General features: G+C 38.1%; 10 protein-coding genes and 2 tRNA genes. 9 read left to right on the top strand and 3 right to left on the bottom strand.

The genetic code is table 11. The annotated features are described in order from the left end of the window. Positions 1 to 211: 211 nt before the first annotated feature. Together EOJ36_RS09665 and EOJ36_RS09660 are read left to right on the top strand one after the other, a co-directional pair. Positions 212 to 1,324 (top strand): Gfo/Idh/MocA family protein, encoded by a 1,113-nt coding sequence (locus EOJ36_RS09665; RefSeq protein WP_127804804.1) that lies wholly within the window; start codon positions 212 to 214, stop codon positions 1,322 to 1,324. A 3-nt stretch (positions 1,325 to 1,327) separates the two neighbouring features. Further along, on the top strand, positions 1,328 to 4,963 hold the full coding sequence (locus EOJ36_RS09660) for a PVC-type heme-binding CxxCH protein (protein WP_127804802.1): 3,636 nt from the start codon (positions 1,328 to 1,330) through the stop codon (positions 4,961 to 4,963). Between the two features lie 36 nt (positions 4,964 to 4,999). Here EOJ36_RS09660 and EOJ36_RS09655 read toward each other — a convergent pair whose 3' ends face one another. After that, positions 5,000 to 5,461, bottom strand: a complete 462-nt coding sequence (locus EOJ36_RS09655; RefSeq protein ID WP_127804800.1) for an Lrp/AsnC family transcriptional regulator — start codon at positions 5,459 to 5,461, stop codon at positions 5,000 to 5,002. A 104-nt stretch (positions 5,462 to 5,565) separates the two neighbouring features. Here EOJ36_RS09655 and EOJ36_RS09650 point away from each other — a divergent pair. The 5 genes from EOJ36_RS09650 (at position 5,566) to EOJ36_RS09630 (ending at position 8,950) form a co-directional block, all read left to right on the top strand. Next, a tRNA-Gly gene (locus tag EOJ36_RS09650) sits at positions 5,566 to 5,641 on the top strand. A 38-nt stretch (positions 5,642 to 5,679) separates the two neighbouring features. Continuing rightward, positions 5,680 to 5,765: transfer RNA gene (locus EOJ36_RS09645), tRNA-Leu, on the top strand. Between the two features lie 126 nt (positions 5,766 to 5,891). Further along, a complete protein-coding gene (locus EOJ36_RS09640; RefSeq protein ID WP_127804798.1) occupies positions 5,892 to 6,548 on the top strand; it encodes a transposase in 657 nt (218 codons plus the stop codon). Positions 6,549 to 6,568: 20 nt separating this feature from the next. Then, a complete protein-coding gene (locus EOJ36_RS09635; RefSeq protein WP_127804796.1) occupies positions 6,569 to 7,831 on the top strand; it encodes a serine hydrolase domain-containing protein in 1,263 nt (420 codons plus the stop codon). Positions 7,832 to 7,945: 114 nt separating this feature from the next. Beyond that, positions 7,946 to 8,950, top strand: a complete 1,005-nt coding sequence (locus EOJ36_RS09630) for a glycosyl transferase (RefSeq protein ID WP_127804794.1) — start codon at positions 7,946 to 7,948, stop codon at positions 8,948 to 8,950. Here EOJ36_RS09630 and EOJ36_RS09625 read toward each other — a convergent pair. Next, entirely contained in the window at positions 8,947 to 9,462 is a 516-nt protein-coding gene (locus EOJ36_RS09625) for a gamma carbonic anhydrase family protein (RefSeq protein WP_127804792.1), read from the bottom strand. The two genes, EOJ36_RS09630 and EOJ36_RS09625, sit on opposite strands and share 4 nt — an antisense overlap. 1 nt (position 9,463) lies before the next feature. Next, complete coding sequence (locus EOJ36_RS09620) at positions 9,464 to 9,976, bottom strand: KdsC family phosphatase (protein WP_127804790.1); 513 nt, start codon at positions 9,974 to 9,976, stop codon at positions 9,464 to 9,466. A 34-nt stretch (positions 9,977 to 10,010) separates the two neighbouring features. On the opposite strand from EOJ36_RS09620, the gene EOJ36_RS09615 reads away from it, so the two are divergent. Both EOJ36_RS09615 and EOJ36_RS09610 read left to right on the top strand, forming a co-directional pair. After that, positions 10,011 to 14,591, top strand: a complete 4,581-nt coding sequence (locus EOJ36_RS09615; protein ID WP_127804788.1) for a hypothetical protein — start codon at positions 10,011 to 10,013, stop codon at positions 14,589 to 14,591. A gap of 34 nt (positions 14,592 to 14,625) precedes the next feature. Then, a complete protein-coding gene (locus EOJ36_RS09610) occupies positions 14,626 to 15,372 on the top strand; it encodes a lysophospholipid acyltransferase family protein (protein ID WP_238944461.1) in 747 nt (248 codons plus the stop codon). The last annotated feature ends 12 nt before the right edge of the window (positions 15,373 to 15,384 follow it).

The following is a 15,384-nucleotide window of genomic DNA, read 5'->3' as shown; positions in this document are numbered from 1 at the left end:
TAGTTTGCGATCTTTTTCCTTAGTAAATTTTTCCTAGAATAGGGCAATTGTATTAAGAAAACAGAATCGTACATTCAAAATTAAAAACTTAATTATGAACCAAATCTTTAAATTGATTCAAATTCGTCTATTTTTAAAAAAAGTAGACCAAAAAGATTTTATTATCAGTATTTTACACATAATTTAGATTTTCAATATTTTAAACCTGTTTATGAAAAAATTCAATGTGGCCATTGTAGGTCTTGGCTTTGGCGCGGAGTTCATTCCAATCTACCTGAAACACCCTTGGGCCAACATGTATGCCATCTGTCAACGCAATGAAGAAAAGCTTAATGCCATCGGTGAAGCATTTGGAATAGAACATCGTTTTACCGATTTTGAGGAACTGATCAAAGACCCAAACATTGATGTAGTACATATTAATTCTCCTATCCATTTACATGCAGAACAAACGTTAAAGGCACTTTTGGCCGGGAAGCACGTTGCTTGTACCGTTCCAATGGCAACTTCTGTAGAAGAGTGTAAAGCCATTGTGGAGGCCAGCAGAAAGATGAATAAGAAGTACATGATGATGGAAACTGTAGTCTATTCTCGTGAGTTCCTCTACATGAAAGAATTATATGAAAAAGGGGAGTTAGGAAAAGTGCAATTTTTAAAAGCATCACATCAACAAGACATGGATGGCTGGCCAGATTATTGGCCGGGTTTGCCCCCAATGCACTATGCAACCCACTGTGTGGGCCCAGTGGCTGCTCTTTTGAAATTAGATGCGGAATATGTTTCTTGTTTTGGTTCAGGAACCATTAGAGAAGACTTAATTCAACATTATAATTCTCCTTTTGCGATTGAATCGGCTCATATTAAATTCAAAAACTCAGACTTAAGCGCTCAAGTGTATCGGTCTTTGTTTGATGTAGCTCGACAATACCGCGAATCTTTCGAAGTTTACGGATCTAAAAAATCGGTTGAATGGCCTTTGGTGGAAGGTGAGCAACTCGTTGTACACACGGCCAAAAAACCGGAGCCGGAAATCCCCGAAAAAGTTACTTGTCCAGATTTTGCCCATTATTTGCCAGAAGAAATTCAACGATTTACTACAAAAGGTGTTTACGACGAAGACGAAAATACACACTTATCTTTCACCCAAGGTGGCGGACATGGTGGCTCACATCCTCATTTAGTGCATGAGTTTTTATCAGCCTTACAAGAAGATCGTGACCCTTTCCCCAATGCCCCGCAATCTGCCAACTGGACCTGCGTGGGAATCCTTTCACATGAATCTGCCCTGAAAGGTGGTGAAATTATTAAGTTACCTGAATTTTAAATTATGAAAAAACTATTTATTTTATCCTTCTTACTTCTTACTTACCTCTCCTCCTTCTCTCAGCGCCGCTTAGAGCTTTTGTTCTTAGGAGACAATGGCCATCATAAACCATTCGACCGTTACCCTGCATTGCAGGCTTATTTAGGCGTAAAAGGAATGAATATTACCTATTCTTCTTCTTTGAAATCGCTAAATACTCCTTATTTAAACAAATTTGACGGAGTAATTCTTTTTGCTAACCACGACTCCATTGCCGCCCCGCAAGAAAAGGCTTTGATTGATTATGTGAGTTCGGGCCATGGACTAATAGCCATCCATTGTGCTTCCTTCAATTTTAGAAATTCTAAGGAATTGGTTAAAATGATGGGAGGGCAGTTTTGGAGACATACCATGGACTCCATTCGGGTACAAAATACCCTACCGCAACATCCGATTTTGAAGGATTATGAGGAAATAAAAACAGTAGATGAAACCTATTTACACAAATTTTTACAACCTGATAACGTTGTGATTCAATCTCGAATCATTGGTCCAGATCAGGCAAAAGATAAGCCTGGACAAAGCCTTGAACCTTATACTTGGGTGCGAACCTATGGAAAAGGAAATGTTTTTTATACTGCATTTGGTCACGACGAAAGAACTTGGAATACTACCGCTTTTCAGCATTTAATTGAACAAGGAATTCTTTGGGCAGTTGGTCCGGAAAAACGAGAATTAGTAGAAAAACTAAACCTACCTACTTTAAAATACCGTTTAGCAGAGTTGCCTAATTATGAAAAACGCTTGGGGCCTCAAGTACAGCAATTGCCTTTGACTCCCGAAGAATCCATGAAATTTATTCAAGTTCCTGTCGATTTCAATTTGCAATTATTCTCTTCTGAACCCAATGTAATGCACCCAATTGCTATGGCTTGGGATGAAAAAGGTCGTTTATATGTGTTGATAACCAAGGACTATCCTAATGAACGCAAAAAATCTGGAGGCTCAGATTATATCCTACTTTGCGAAGACACTAACAACGATGGGAAAGCAGATAAATTTACCAAATGGGCCGAAGGCCTTAGTATCCCAACCGGAATGGTGTTTGCCAATGGGGGACTATTAGTTTCGCAAGCTCCTGACATGGTATTTTTGAAAGATACCAATGGAGACGATGTTGCTGATGAACGAAAGGTTTTATTTACTGGTTTTGGTACAGGAGATACCCACGCTGGACCTTCTAATTTACATTATGGATTCGATAACTGGATTTATGCATGTATTGGCTATTCAGGCTTCAAAGGAAAAGTAGGAGCAGATTCTTTAAATTTTGCCCAAGCTTTTTTCCGATTCAAACCCGACGGGTCTAAAATGGAGCACCTTACCCAAACATCAAACAATACTTGGGGATTTGATATAAATGAGGAAGGAGATATTTTTGGCTCAACTGCCAACAACTCTCATGGCTGGTATATGCCAATCCCACACAGAAATATTTGGCAGGCCCCTTTTAGTTTGAACGGTTCCAAAAATACAGATACTCACAAGGATATTCGCCCAATAACTTCTAAAGTTCGTCAGGTGGACGTTTTTGGTGGATTTACTGCAGCATCTGGACATAATTTTTATTCAGCTCGTTCTTTCCCAAAAAATTATTGGAATAAAATTGCCTTTGTTACAGAGCCTACCGGACACATCGTTCACCAAAACAACATGGTGAAAACGGGTTCTGATTATATGGACAAAGAAGGCTTCAATTTAATGGCGGGTGCAGATGAGTGGTTCTCGCCAGTATTTGCACAAGTGGGTCCAGACGGAGCCGTTTGGGTGGCAGATTGGTATAGCTACATCATTCAGCACAATCCCGTTCCTCGTGGATTTGTCAATGGTACCGGAAATGCATACGAAACTAATCTAAGAGACTATACACACGGTAGAATTTATCGCGTTGGTTGGAATCAAGCACCTAAATATTCACCAATCAGTCTTTCAAAGGACAATGTGAAAGCAAATTTGGCAGCCCTTTCTAATAACAATTTGTTCTGGCGTTTAACCGCTCAACGATTGTTGGTTGAAAGAGGCAAACAAGATATTGTTCCAGCATTATTGAACTTGATTCAAAACAAATCCGTGGATGGTATCGGAATCAACCCGGGGGCAATTCATGCTTTACACGTTTTGCAAGGGTTGAATGCCTTGGAAAACAAATCTGTTGAGGCAACCTTGAAAGGCGCCTTGAAACACCCAAGTGCGGCAGTTCGTAAAAATGCAGTACAAGTTTTACCAAGAAATTTAGCTTGGTCTAAGGCAATATTGGAGGCAAAATTATTGAACGACAAAGATACCTTGGTTCAATTGAATGCAATATTAGCCTTGAGCGAAATGCCTTCAAATGATAAAGCTGATCAAGCGGTTGCAGCAAAAATAAAAGCTGAGCAATTCAATGCAGACCGCTGGATTCCGGATGCCTTGGCAGCCTATGAGATGTCGAGAGGTAAGGAAAACATCATTAAATGGATGAAGGCAAAAGGCCAAGAGAAAGCAAAATTAGCTGCAGAAAAAGAAGCGAAAGAGGTTAAAAATCCAAGTGTAGATGGACAAGAAAATGGCCTAGATTTAGTGGTTGAAGATGTAATCATCAAATCAGGAGTTTTCAAATTGCGAGAAGGTTCAAGTTTTGTAATAAAGGTTAAGAATCGTGGAAATGTTGCCCTTGAAAAAGGAACAGTTTTACCATTATCCCTAACTATTGAAGGACAAGGCTCAAAAATTGAAATGGAGTCTTACACCTTTACAGACGGTATTTTACCGGGACAATCGGGAATTGTTACCAAAAACACGAATGGTCCGTGGACGGGCAATTTTGGCTGGACGGCCGAGCAACCAGGCAATTATGTGATGGCAATTTCAATTGACCGTGCGGCTATTTTGAAAGAAAGTAACAGAAATAATAACCAGTTCCGCAAAAACTTGATGGTAAATGCAGGTCTAAATTTAGATGCATATATCACTGAAAAAATGTTTAGAGGGGCAGCCAATGCCTGGTCTGGAGCTGAAATTGCAGGGATATTGCAAGAGATGAAAGATCCAGGTTCAGTTGGAATGATGGGAGCCTTAAAAGGTTTAGCAAATGCTTGGAATAGCAAAAAAGAGGCAAATTTAGACGCTAATCAAAAGGCTTTTGTGGTTTCGTTAGCCAAACAGGTTGAACCGGGACAAGAGGCCTATCTTAACCGTTTAGCAGAACTTTGGAAGGTCGATTTGCCAAATCAAGAGCAAGGACCTGTGGTGAAAATTTTCATCAAAACAGTAAAAGAAGAGATGAAGTTTGATCAAAAAACGTTTGAAGTTCCGGCTGGAGTTACCGTCGAATTGGTTTTAGAAAACGTAGATGCCATGCAACATAATTTAGTAATTGGACAAATCGGTAGCATGGAAAAAATAGGCGCAGCGGCTGATAAAATGATTACAGCAGCAGACGCCGTAGCTAAAAACTATGTGCCAAATATTCCTGAAATCATTGCTTATACGCCGCTGGTTGATCCAGATGGCCGTGTAAAGCTCCGCTTCAAAGCACCAAATACCCCAGGAGATTATCCATTCGTTTGTACCTTCCCGGGTCACTGGAGAATCATGAATGGAGTCATGAAAGTCAAATAACACCCAAAAGGTGCCTGAGGCTCTCGAAGGCACCTTTTATATTGGAAGAACTGGACTTTCTTTAAAAGTTGATAAAATCACCATCGTTGAAGTTCCAGAAACCTCCTCAATTTCATTTATTTTTTCAAGCATCAATTTCTGGTATGAGGCGATATCTTTTGAAATGATTTTCAATACAAAATCCCCATTCCCTGTTACGTAATGACACTCAATGACCTCAGGAATTTGGTTGATTTGTTTTACAAAAGATTCGGTTACTTGTTTTTTATGACCAGTCAGGGTTACGGTTACAAAAGTAGTAACGCCTAAACCAACTTTATCTCTATTTATTTTTGCATGATAGCTTTCAATAATCCCCAAACTTTCTAATTTTTTCACCCTTTCTAAGGTTGGAGCTGGCGAAAGGCCAATTTCTTTGGATAGTTGAGCATTGGTGATTTTTGCGTTTTCCTGCAGTATTTCCAATAGTTTTAAGTCTGTCTGATCTAATTTATGCATTGTTAGGATTGTTTCCGAAAAACAAAAATAGAGAAATATTTCAGGATTTTTTCAAAAACGACTTGCATAAAAGAAGAATCTGTTTTACTTTTGTACTCCCAAATGCGAAAGTAGCTCAGCTGGTAGAGCGCTACCTTGCCAAGGTCGAGGTCGCGGGTTCGAACCCCGTCTTTCGCTCCATTTGAAGGCACCATTCGGTGCTTTTAAATTTCAGGGCTGCCTGGGTGGTGGAACTGGTAGACACGCAGGACTTAAAATCCTGTGAGCCGAAACGCTCGTGCGGGTTCGATTCCCGCCCCAGGTACAACAATCGACATGAATCCGTTAAGCAATTAACGGATTTTTTGTTTTACAGGGAAAATTATCATTTTCTTGATGAAATATTTACGGGAAATCTCGTTTAAAGATTTTAACCGCTAATTATTTCAATATGTCAAAGTATAATCCTGCCGTCCACAATCGGCATTCAATTCGAACTAAGGGACACGATTATTCAAAACCTGGTTTTTATTTTATTACGATATGTATCAAAAACAGAAGATTTCTGTTGGGAAACAAATACAATTGTAAATTAAACCCTGCAGGTGAAATGGTTAGTGCAGAATGGTTAGAATTAACCAATCGGTTTAAAAATATCCGATTGCACGAATTCGTCGTCATGCCAAATCATTTTCACGCATTATTGGAAATCGTTCCCGCCACCTCAGGGGCAACCCTTGTGGTTGCCCCAAAATCAAATACCAATGATGTGGTTGCCCCAAAATCAAATACCGAAAATATGGGTGTTAAAAATGGGGGGGTAACCACAAATGGGGCAACCACAAATGGGGCAACCACAAATGGGGCAACCACAAATGGGGTAACCACAAGGGTTGCCCCTGGGGTGACCGTGGGATTAATAATTGATGCGTTTAAATCGATTACAACGGTAAAATATATTCATGGTGTTAAAACATTGGGTTGGCCACAATTCCAAAACAAATTATGGCAACGTAATTACCACGACCGGATTATTTTTCAATATACTGGAATTGAACGGGTAAATGCATACATTAAAAATAATGTTGTAAATTGGAAGGGTAAATAAATCTATAAACTATCCATTTTATGAAACTTTTTAAAACCGGATTTTTATTTCTGCTGTCCATTTCACTGTTCGGACAGACTCTATCTCCAAACATCATATCCAATAACCCACACATTCGATACGATCATTTAAACCATATCGAGTCAGAAATTAAACCTTATTTAGATAATAAATGGTTGGTGGGGAGTTCCGTAATTATTGTAAAAGATAATCAGGTGGTCTATTATAAAGGATTCGGAAAAGCAGATGCTGCCACGAATAAACCTATGGAGGCAAATGCAATTTATCGCATCATGAGTCAATCAAAGGCAATAACTTCCTTAGCAATAATGCAATTGTTTGAACAAGGGAAGTTGAGCCTAGATCAGAAGATTTCCTTTTTTATTCCGGAATTTAAAAATCCGACAGTTGTAAAAGATTTCAATCCAGCAGACTCTTCCTATACCACAATCCCTGCCAAAAGAGAAATCACTTTCCGGGATTTATTGACGCATACATCAGGAATCGATTATGCCGACATTGGCTCCAACAACATGAAAGCCATTTATGCAAAGGCCAAAATTCCATCTGGATTAGGGGAATTTAAAGAATCCCTTTTAACCAAAATGAAAGCAATGGGAAAGCTTCCTTTGGCACATCAACCTGGAGAAAAGTTTACCTATGGTCTAAATACCGATTTGTTAGGATGCTTGGTTGAAATTATTTCAGGACAAACCCTCGAACAATATTTTCATCAACACATTTTTGAGCCATTGGGAATGAAGGACACGTATTTTAATCTTCCTGCAGAAAAAGGTTCCCGTATGGCCTCAGTTTATACCGAAGACGAAAATCATACCGTCATTCCTTGGTCACCAACTTTTAGAAATATCAATCCAAATTATCCACTTCAGAAAAAAACCTATTTTTCTGGAGGGGCAGGCTTGGTTTCGACTGCATACGATTATGCAATTTTCTTGCAAATGCTCTTGAACAAAGGCCTTTACAATGGCAAACAAATCATAGGAAGAAGAACAGCAGAACTGATGGTTAGTCCACAATTAGCACCAGGACTTATGGGTGATGACAATTTCGCTCTTGGATTTCAATTGGTTGGCGAAAAAACGGCTAATTTAAAAATGAGAAGTAAGGGTAGTTTTTCTTGGGGAGGTTATTATGGCACTACCTACTGGGCAGATCCCAAAGAAAATATGATTGTTCTCATCATGACCCAACATACACCCAATTCGCATGGGGAATTGGCAAGTAAGATTGAGAATATTATTTATGGTAGTTTGAAATAACCGCCCCTGGCGCTTTGCGCCACCCCCTCCTTCCAAAGGAGGGGGCAGGGGGAGGTAGCTTAATTATTTCCCTTTTCCAATAAAATTCCCGAACTTGCAGCCTTATTCATTCCTATGCAAAAGAAGGTCGTTTTAACTATTTGTTCCATAAATTATTTGGCCCAAGCAAATTCGCTTGGAGAATCATTATTGGAACATAATCCCGACTATTCGTTTGTTATTGGTTTGGTGGACAGGTTGGATAAATCAGATATTCCTAGTTCTGATTTACCCAATTATACCATCCTAGAATTACACCAAATCGGCATTCCTGATTTTGAAGATATGTGTGATCGGTACAATATTACCGAATTGAATACAGCCGTAAAACCATTTTATCTTCAATATATCTACAAAAATTATCCTGAAGTAGAAATTTTACATTATTTCGACCCAGATATAATCGTTTTTCAACCACTAACTGAAATTGAAAAAGGTCTGGGCAATAATTCCTTGTTCCTTACGCCACATATTTTAAGCCCCTTCCCCGACGAGTGTCGCCCCCAAGAAAGAGACCTTTTAAATACAGGTATGTATAATTTGGGATTTATCGGAACAAAAAGAAGCAAAACTACAGAAACTTTTCTTCAATGGTGGGCAGAAAGATTGTATGATCACTGCTATATCGATTTAGAAAACGGAATGTTTGTAGATCAAAATTGGGTAAATTTTGCGCCAATTTATTACGAAGATGTGTTTGTTTCGCGCCACAAAGGCTTAAATATGGCTTATTGGAACATTCACGAAAGATCCCTTAGCGAAACCGAAAATGGATATTTTGTTAACGAAAAATACCCATTAATCTTTTTCCATTTTTCAGGCTACGAACCGAGTAACCCAACTGAAATATCAAAATATCAAAACAGATATACTTTCTTTGAAAAATCTGATGTGGCCTCAATTTTTGATTTTTACGCACAAACATTAATTAAAAACGGACAAGAAACCTATAAAAAATACCCTTGCTTTTACATAAAACCAGAGGTTCCACAAACCATTAAGCGTTACAAACGTGTTAGAAAATATTTGACCTTGCCTTTTAGACGATTTATTGATTGGGTAGATAATGTTAAAATCTAAGGATTTTTAAACCATTCAGCATATTTAACATAGTTCATGGAAGTTCTTTGGAATACTTCTGCCGCTTCAGGACTTACTTCCTTTAAAAACTTTGCCGGATTTCCTGCATAAATAGAACCTGATTTAACTCGTGTTCCCTGCGTAACAATTGCTCCTGCTGCAATAATACTTCCACTTTCTATATAGGCATTGTCCATTACAATAGCCCCCATACCAATCAGCACATTGTCCTCAATTGTGCACCCATGAACTATCGCATTATGGGCAATAGAAACGTGCTTACCAATTATTGTTTTAGTTTTTTGGTAGGTACAATGGACAACCGCACCATCTTGAATGTTTGAATAATCACCAATTTCAATGGAATTCACATCACCACGTACTACAGCATTGAACCAAATGGTACAATGATTACCAAATTTCACATCCCCAACTATAGTGGCATTCGGTGCCACCCAACAAGTTTCGTTCAATTGTGGGGAAATCCCTAAAACAGGTAAAATTACAGGCATATTATTGTGGCCAACGGCCTTGAAGTTTCATTACTTTTTCAATTACATCTCGAACAGCACCTTCTCCTCCATTGTATGTAGATACATATTTTACAACAGATTGTATTTCTGGAATCGCATCGGCAGGACAGGTACTCAACAAATTTGGTCTCGATAATATCTTTAAATCGGGCACATCGTCGCCCATATAAAGTACTTCCTTTTCGTCTAATCCAACTTTTTCCAACCACTCCAAATAGGTTTCTAATTTATCTTTTCCCCCCAATCCGAAATATATATGTTGAAATTTCAAGTTTTCTAAGCGCTTCTTAACTCCCGCATGCCCACCACCAGTTATGACACACATTTCATAATTTGCCTCTCTGGCTTTTTCAATTGCATAACCATCACGAATATAAAATGTTCGGAAATGTTCTCCCGTTTCTAAGACATGAACCTGTCCGTTTGTCATTACTCCGTCTATATCAAAAACAAAGGCCTTTATATGTTTGAAGTCGCTTAATACGTTATGCATAATTGAATATTTACCTCAAATATCTTAAATTTTTATGTATTTTTACCCGAATAGTCCGATAGCTTTTCAAATGCCTATTATCAAACGAATTCTTTTTGGAGTATTTTTTATTTTTTGTGCAATTAGTACAAGTGCTCAGGTCTTTTCAACACCTGATAAATTTCCGCAAGAAGTAAAAAATTGGATCATGGAATCACGATTTCGTGATGCATTTTTGGTAGGAGATAGGTGGTTGGCATTTCACAAAAACCCTAAAATTTCTTCTGAGGAATTAGCCGAATATGATCAAATTCTGAAAAACATGCCCTCAAAAGGCTTTAAATCAGGAGAACTGGCCTATTTTTTTGTTAGAAGTTTCATACAATTTGAAAATTCAGAAAAATCTAGAAAGGGCTTCATCCAAGTTTGGAATAAATTATTAGAAGCAAAGGACCCAAAAACTGCACTCGAATTTGCTAAACAGGTTGAATCTTGGCAATACAACAACTTTTTTACCGACTTAGGATCGGTAGGCCTAGGAATAAAAGGTGATATTGTTTTTTCCTGGGCAAGCATTGATCCAGACTCAACAACGGATAACAAACCAAAATCTCAATCCGGACCTTTAATTAGCTTTAACGCCCCAGAAATAACTTTTACTTCTCAAAAAGATACGCTTCGTTTAAACGCAGATATGTTTTATTGGGATATTAAGAATAGATTTGGAAAAGGAATCAATACGCTAATTGCTGGAGAGAAAATGGGAATTCCAGCGGGGCAATGGCAGGTAGGCAATTTTTCAATTCTACCAAAATCAGGACAAATTCTTTCAAAAACCAGTATTTGGAAAGAAAAAGACTTAGCCATTAAAGGCGAAGGCTTTATACAAATCAAGAAAAAAGCGGGACAAAAGTATTTTTCTTTCGACTTTAAAGCGGAAGAGGATTTGCCTAAGGCCCTTGTAAGTCAATTTTGGAAGGCAAATGGTCGCCTTTGGATTTCAAATGAAAAAAGAGGCTTGTTGGGCGATTTGCACCACAAAGCAAAACTTGAAATCTTTCAAAAAGACAGCCTAATGGCTAGAGCTTTAGCAGATGTTCTTTGGATTTTGCCCGACGAATCGGTACAAATTCCGGAAGGAATTTTCTCGTCTTATATTTCTTCAAAAGATTCCATTTCGCATGAACGAGTAAAAATGAATTGGCAAGCAAAATCAGAAACTTTTCATGTGCAAAAACTGCCTGGACTTGCTGCCGAAAAACTATTTTTTGAAGACTCTTTTCATCAACTTCGACTTTCAGCAGATTTAGCCATTCTTTCTCCCCCACTTCATCGTATCGATTTTTTTCGAGTGGCCGCCAAAGGGGAAGTTCCGGCTTGGGTTGAATCTTATGATTTTTTTGAGCCCAATCGCTTACGAAATACCTTAGGAGTTTTAACCTACGATCCGCTTAGAATTTTATATAATTATTTCAAAGAAAAAAAGATTTCATCGGCTTATTTGGGAGATATTGCCTATAAATTCAACAAACAAGAAGCGGATTTAAAATCGGGCTTTTATCAATTTAGACAAGCCGGATTTATCACTATTGAAAACCCGGGAGATCTACTTTCCTTTACTCGTGCCGGCCTTCATTATGCACAAGTAGTGTATGAAAAAAAGGATTTTGACCAATTTTTTGTGGCTTCGGATGGCGAAATAGTTGGACGCGCGCCAAATATGTCAATCAACCTTCAAAACAAGCAATTGGCGGTTAATGGAGTAAACGAAATCATGGTTTCAGATTCCCTTCACGCCGCGTTTAGACCCCAAAATAAGCAATTAGTATTTACCAAAGGCAGAGATTTTGACCTGGACGGGGAAGTGAAAATTGGTAATTATCGATTCAGAGGACCCGATTTTAGATTTGATTTCAGCAAATTTACTATCAATTTTGATAAAATTGACTCCATAACCTTCTTCCCCCTCAAAAAAGACGGGAGCCTATCAAACAAGGAAGTCGGGTCAGAATTGAAATACGAATCTGGAAGCATTTTGCTGAGTCCTCCCAACAACAAATCGGGGCGTATTGCGAATAAAGCATTCCCCAAATTAATTATTCCCAAAGGAGTAACCGCCTACTTCAATGAAGATTGGAGGGCAAATGGCGTGTATTCCACTAAAAACTATTTTCAGGTGCCATCCATTCAGCTGGACAGTCTTTTAAATAAGGAAATAACTTTTGAAGGGGCATTTATTTCAGACGGAATCTTCCCACCCTTAAAGACTAACTTGGAATATATGGAAGACCTTTCTTTGGGATTTCAATACCGGTCTAAATTGTCCTTAGATATTTATGCAAAAAAAGGAAAGTTCCAAAACACGGGCAAGCTTGCTATGGAAAAATCGGGACTTCATGGCCCTGGTCAATTGCAATTATTGGGAATCTCTTCCGACTCAAAAGATGTATTTTTTTACCCCGATTCTCTCAATTCAAAAGGAATATCGGGTAAAATAACATCAATAGCTCCCTATAATTATTTACCACAAGCAAGTTTTTTAAGTCATAATTTGTATTGGGAAAAATCAACGGATTCGTTGATTATTCAGCCTATCAAAAACAATTTTAAATTGTATAACAATGTTGCAGAATTAAATGGAACGCTTAAAATACATCAAAAAAATGTATTTGGACAAGGAGAATTGATACAGCAGGAAGGCTATTTTATTTCTGATAGCTTTGAATTTTATGCAAACAATTGGAAAACCTCAAACGCTAAATTGAGAATTGGAAAAAATTTGAAGCAATTTAAACCGGCTATTTACTCCCCAGAAATTGCTGCCGAATCTGACCTCAAACAAAAGAAGATTAATTTTCGTGCACCTAAAAATTCAAGTGATGAAGCTCAAATTGTTTTTCCATTTATCGGATACCAAAGTAATGGTTTGGAAGCGACCTGGGATATTGAAAATCGACACTTTAAATTATCCAACAAAAAGGGATTCGTTCTCAGCGCATGGGAATCAGACAGCACACAGATTTCAGATTCTTTATCCATTTCAAATCTACAGGGCTCATCAACAGGCAAGGGAACAATTACGGCAAAATCTGCCGATTATGACCTGAAACTTGAATTTTTACAATTGGGAGGAGTGGAAAATGTATCCATTGGACCCAGTTTGATTTATCCATTTAAAGGCCAATTTGGTATACAAAAAGACAGAAAATTTAAGCCTTTTCAAAATGCAAAAGCTGTTTTAGATGCTAAAAATGAGCGTCATATTTTAAACAATTTGCAAGTAATAGATGCAAATGAAAATTATTTCAGAGGAGAAGGAGACTACCTTCTTCCAAGAAGTTCAGGAGACTCCATTTTGATTCGCTTCAAACAATTTGAGTTTGTACCAGGCGCCAAATCAACGGATGAAAGTTTTGTAAAAGCAGAAGCACATTTTGGTGAAAAAAATAATTTATCCATTACGCCCCATCAATGGTTTAAAGGCGATGTTTTGTTAGAATCCAACAAAGAGTTTATTCAATTCAAAGGCTTTGTTCGTCCCAATTTAGGCTTATCCGGACTTCGTACGGGCTGGATTCCTTTTGAACCAAAACCTGGAGAAGCGCCTAAACTTCAACTCAATGAATCTTTGAACGATGAAAATGGAAGACCGGTAACTGCCGGAATTTTTATCAACGAACAAAATAAATTATACCCTACTTTTTTAGGCCCCCAATCAGATGACCAAGATCCTATTGTCTTTTCTGCCGAAGGCTCAGTAACCGAAGAAAAGGACCGATTTGTCATTGAAGGCAAGCAAAGTAAAACAGAATTGCTTTTCAAGGAACGGCAGTTTAATGCGTATGGCCCAATTCATTTTTTTGAAGGGAATAAATTGTTGAAAGCAGCTGGTAATTTGGTCATGTCAACCGACACCCTTTTACCCCGACTTAACACATGGCTGAGTTTGCAATTTCCATTTGCGCCAGAATTATTGAAAAATATGGGGGAAAAAATTGTGAAACACTTCTTAGACGAAGGCCCTTCTGAAAACTCCTCCGATGAACCCGAACAAAGAGACGACTATTTACGCAGGGCTCAACTTATTTTAGACCAAAAAATACCAGAAGCTACTATGCTCAAAATGGACAAAGATCATGTACCCTTGCATCTGGTGAATCCTGAATTTGGAAAAACTATAAATTTTTCTCGAGTAGATTGGTCTTGGCTACCTAACACTTCTGCATTTTATTCAAGCGGCCCCATTTCCATCGTGAATGTTGGAAACGTGGATATTAATAGCCAAATCAAGGGCTTTATGGAAGTCATAAAAAAGCCAAATAAAGAAGAGTTTTACGGATATTGGGAAATTTCTGAAGATTTGTGGTATTTTTTTGCGTATTTTGAGGGAGAATTGGGAGTTTATTCTTCCGACAACGCTTTCTTAGGAGTGGTTCGTGATTTAGTGAAGAATGGTAAAAAAGATAAAGGGCAAATCAGAATTGTAGAAGCCGCTGCTGACGAAAAAGATGCCTTTTTGAAGAGATTTACCTCTTATTATCGGAAGGTTACACCTAGCCAAAAAACAAAAAAACAGGTAGAGAAGCCTAAAGAAACACCAAAACCCAAAACAAAATCAAAACAAGGAGGATTTTGATATGAAGTCAAAGCTTACAAAATTATTTCAATTTATGGACACCCTCGGTATTGGTGAGCGGGATCCATTTGGAAATCCAATTTTGTTTAAGCGGATTGTAATGGGTATTATGGGTGCAATAACCTATAATCGACTTAGATTTTATAATAAAATGGAAATCACCGGGACGGAATATTTAGAGGATTTACCCGAAAATAATGTCCTTTTTCTTCCCAATCACCAAACGTATTTCATGGATGTGATTTGCCTGTACCACATTTTCTTTTCCGTAAAATGGGGGTTCAGAAATACGATTAAATTTCCAATTTACTTATTAGCCCCACGTTCTAACTTGTTTTACGTGGCTGCCACTGAAACAATGAAAAACGATGGAATCCTGCCTAAGTTATTTGCACAAGCAGGGGCTATTTTGGTAAATCGATCTTGGCGGGCCGCTGGACAAGACGTTGCACGTGGAGTAGATGTTGGAGCTATCAAAAAAATCAAACAGGGCCTTCAATGCGGTTGGGTTATTTCATTTCCACAAGGCACAACTAAAGCGTTTGCCCCAATTCGTAAAGGCACATCCCATTTAATTACCAGTGAAAATCCCATCGTGGTTCCTGTTCGAATCAATGGATTTAGAAGAGCCTTTGATAAAAAGGGATTACTGCTAAAAAAACGCAACACCACGCTTCAAGTGGAGTTTAGAGAACCCATACGTTTTTCCAAAGAGGCTAGTTCCGAGGAAATTTTAAAAAAGATTGCAGATGAAATAGGCATAGAGTACAAAATCGCCTAAAAATAATTTTAT

The organism is Sandaracinomonas limnophila, assembly GCF_004005965.1.
Taxonomy (GTDB): Bacteria; Bacteroidota; Bacteroidia; order Cytophagales; family Spirosomataceae; genus Sandaracinomonas; species Sandaracinomonas limnophila.
The sequence above is the reverse complement of the archived record's forward strand: the minus strand, read 5'-3'. Positions and strand labels throughout refer to the sequence as shown.

Excerpts from the sequence above, each read along its gene's own strand:
- EOJ36_RS09665 (WP_127804804.1), top strand. The coding sequence starts at position 212 with ATGAAAAAATTCAATGTGGCCATTGTAGGTCTTGGCTTTGGCGCGGAG.
- EOJ36_RS09660 (WP_127804802.1), top strand. The coding sequence starts at position 1,328 with ATGAAAAAACTATTTATTTTATCCTTCTTACTTCTTACTTACCTCTCC.
- EOJ36_RS09655 (WP_127804800.1), bottom strand. The coding sequence starts at position 5,461 with ATGCATAAATTAGATCAGACAGACTTAAAACTATTGGAAATACTGCAG.
- EOJ36_RS09640 (WP_127804798.1), top strand. The coding sequence starts at position 5,892 with ATGTCAAAGTATAATCCTGCCGTCCACAATCGGCATTCAATTCGAACT.
- EOJ36_RS09635 (WP_127804796.1), top strand. The coding sequence starts at position 6,569 with ATGAAACTTTTTAAAACCGGATTTTTATTTCTGCTGTCCATTTCACTG.
- EOJ36_RS09630 (WP_127804794.1), top strand. The coding sequence starts at position 7,946 with ATGCAAAAGAAGGTCGTTTTAACTATTTGTTCCATAAATTATTTGGCC.
- EOJ36_RS09625 (WP_127804792.1), bottom strand. The coding sequence starts at position 9,462 with ATGCCTGTAATTTTACCTGTTTTAGGGATTTCCCCACAATTGAACGAA.
- EOJ36_RS09620 (WP_127804790.1), bottom strand. The coding sequence starts at position 9,976 with ATGCATAACGTATTAAGCGACTTCAAACATATAAAGGCCTTTGTTTTT.
- EOJ36_RS09615 (WP_127804788.1), top strand. The coding sequence starts at position 10,011 with ATGTATTTTTACCCGAATAGTCCGATAGCTTTTCAAATGCCTATTATC.
- EOJ36_RS09610 (WP_238944461.1), top strand. The coding sequence starts at position 14,626 with ATGGACACCCTCGGTATTGGTGAGCGGGATCCATTTGGAAATCCAATT.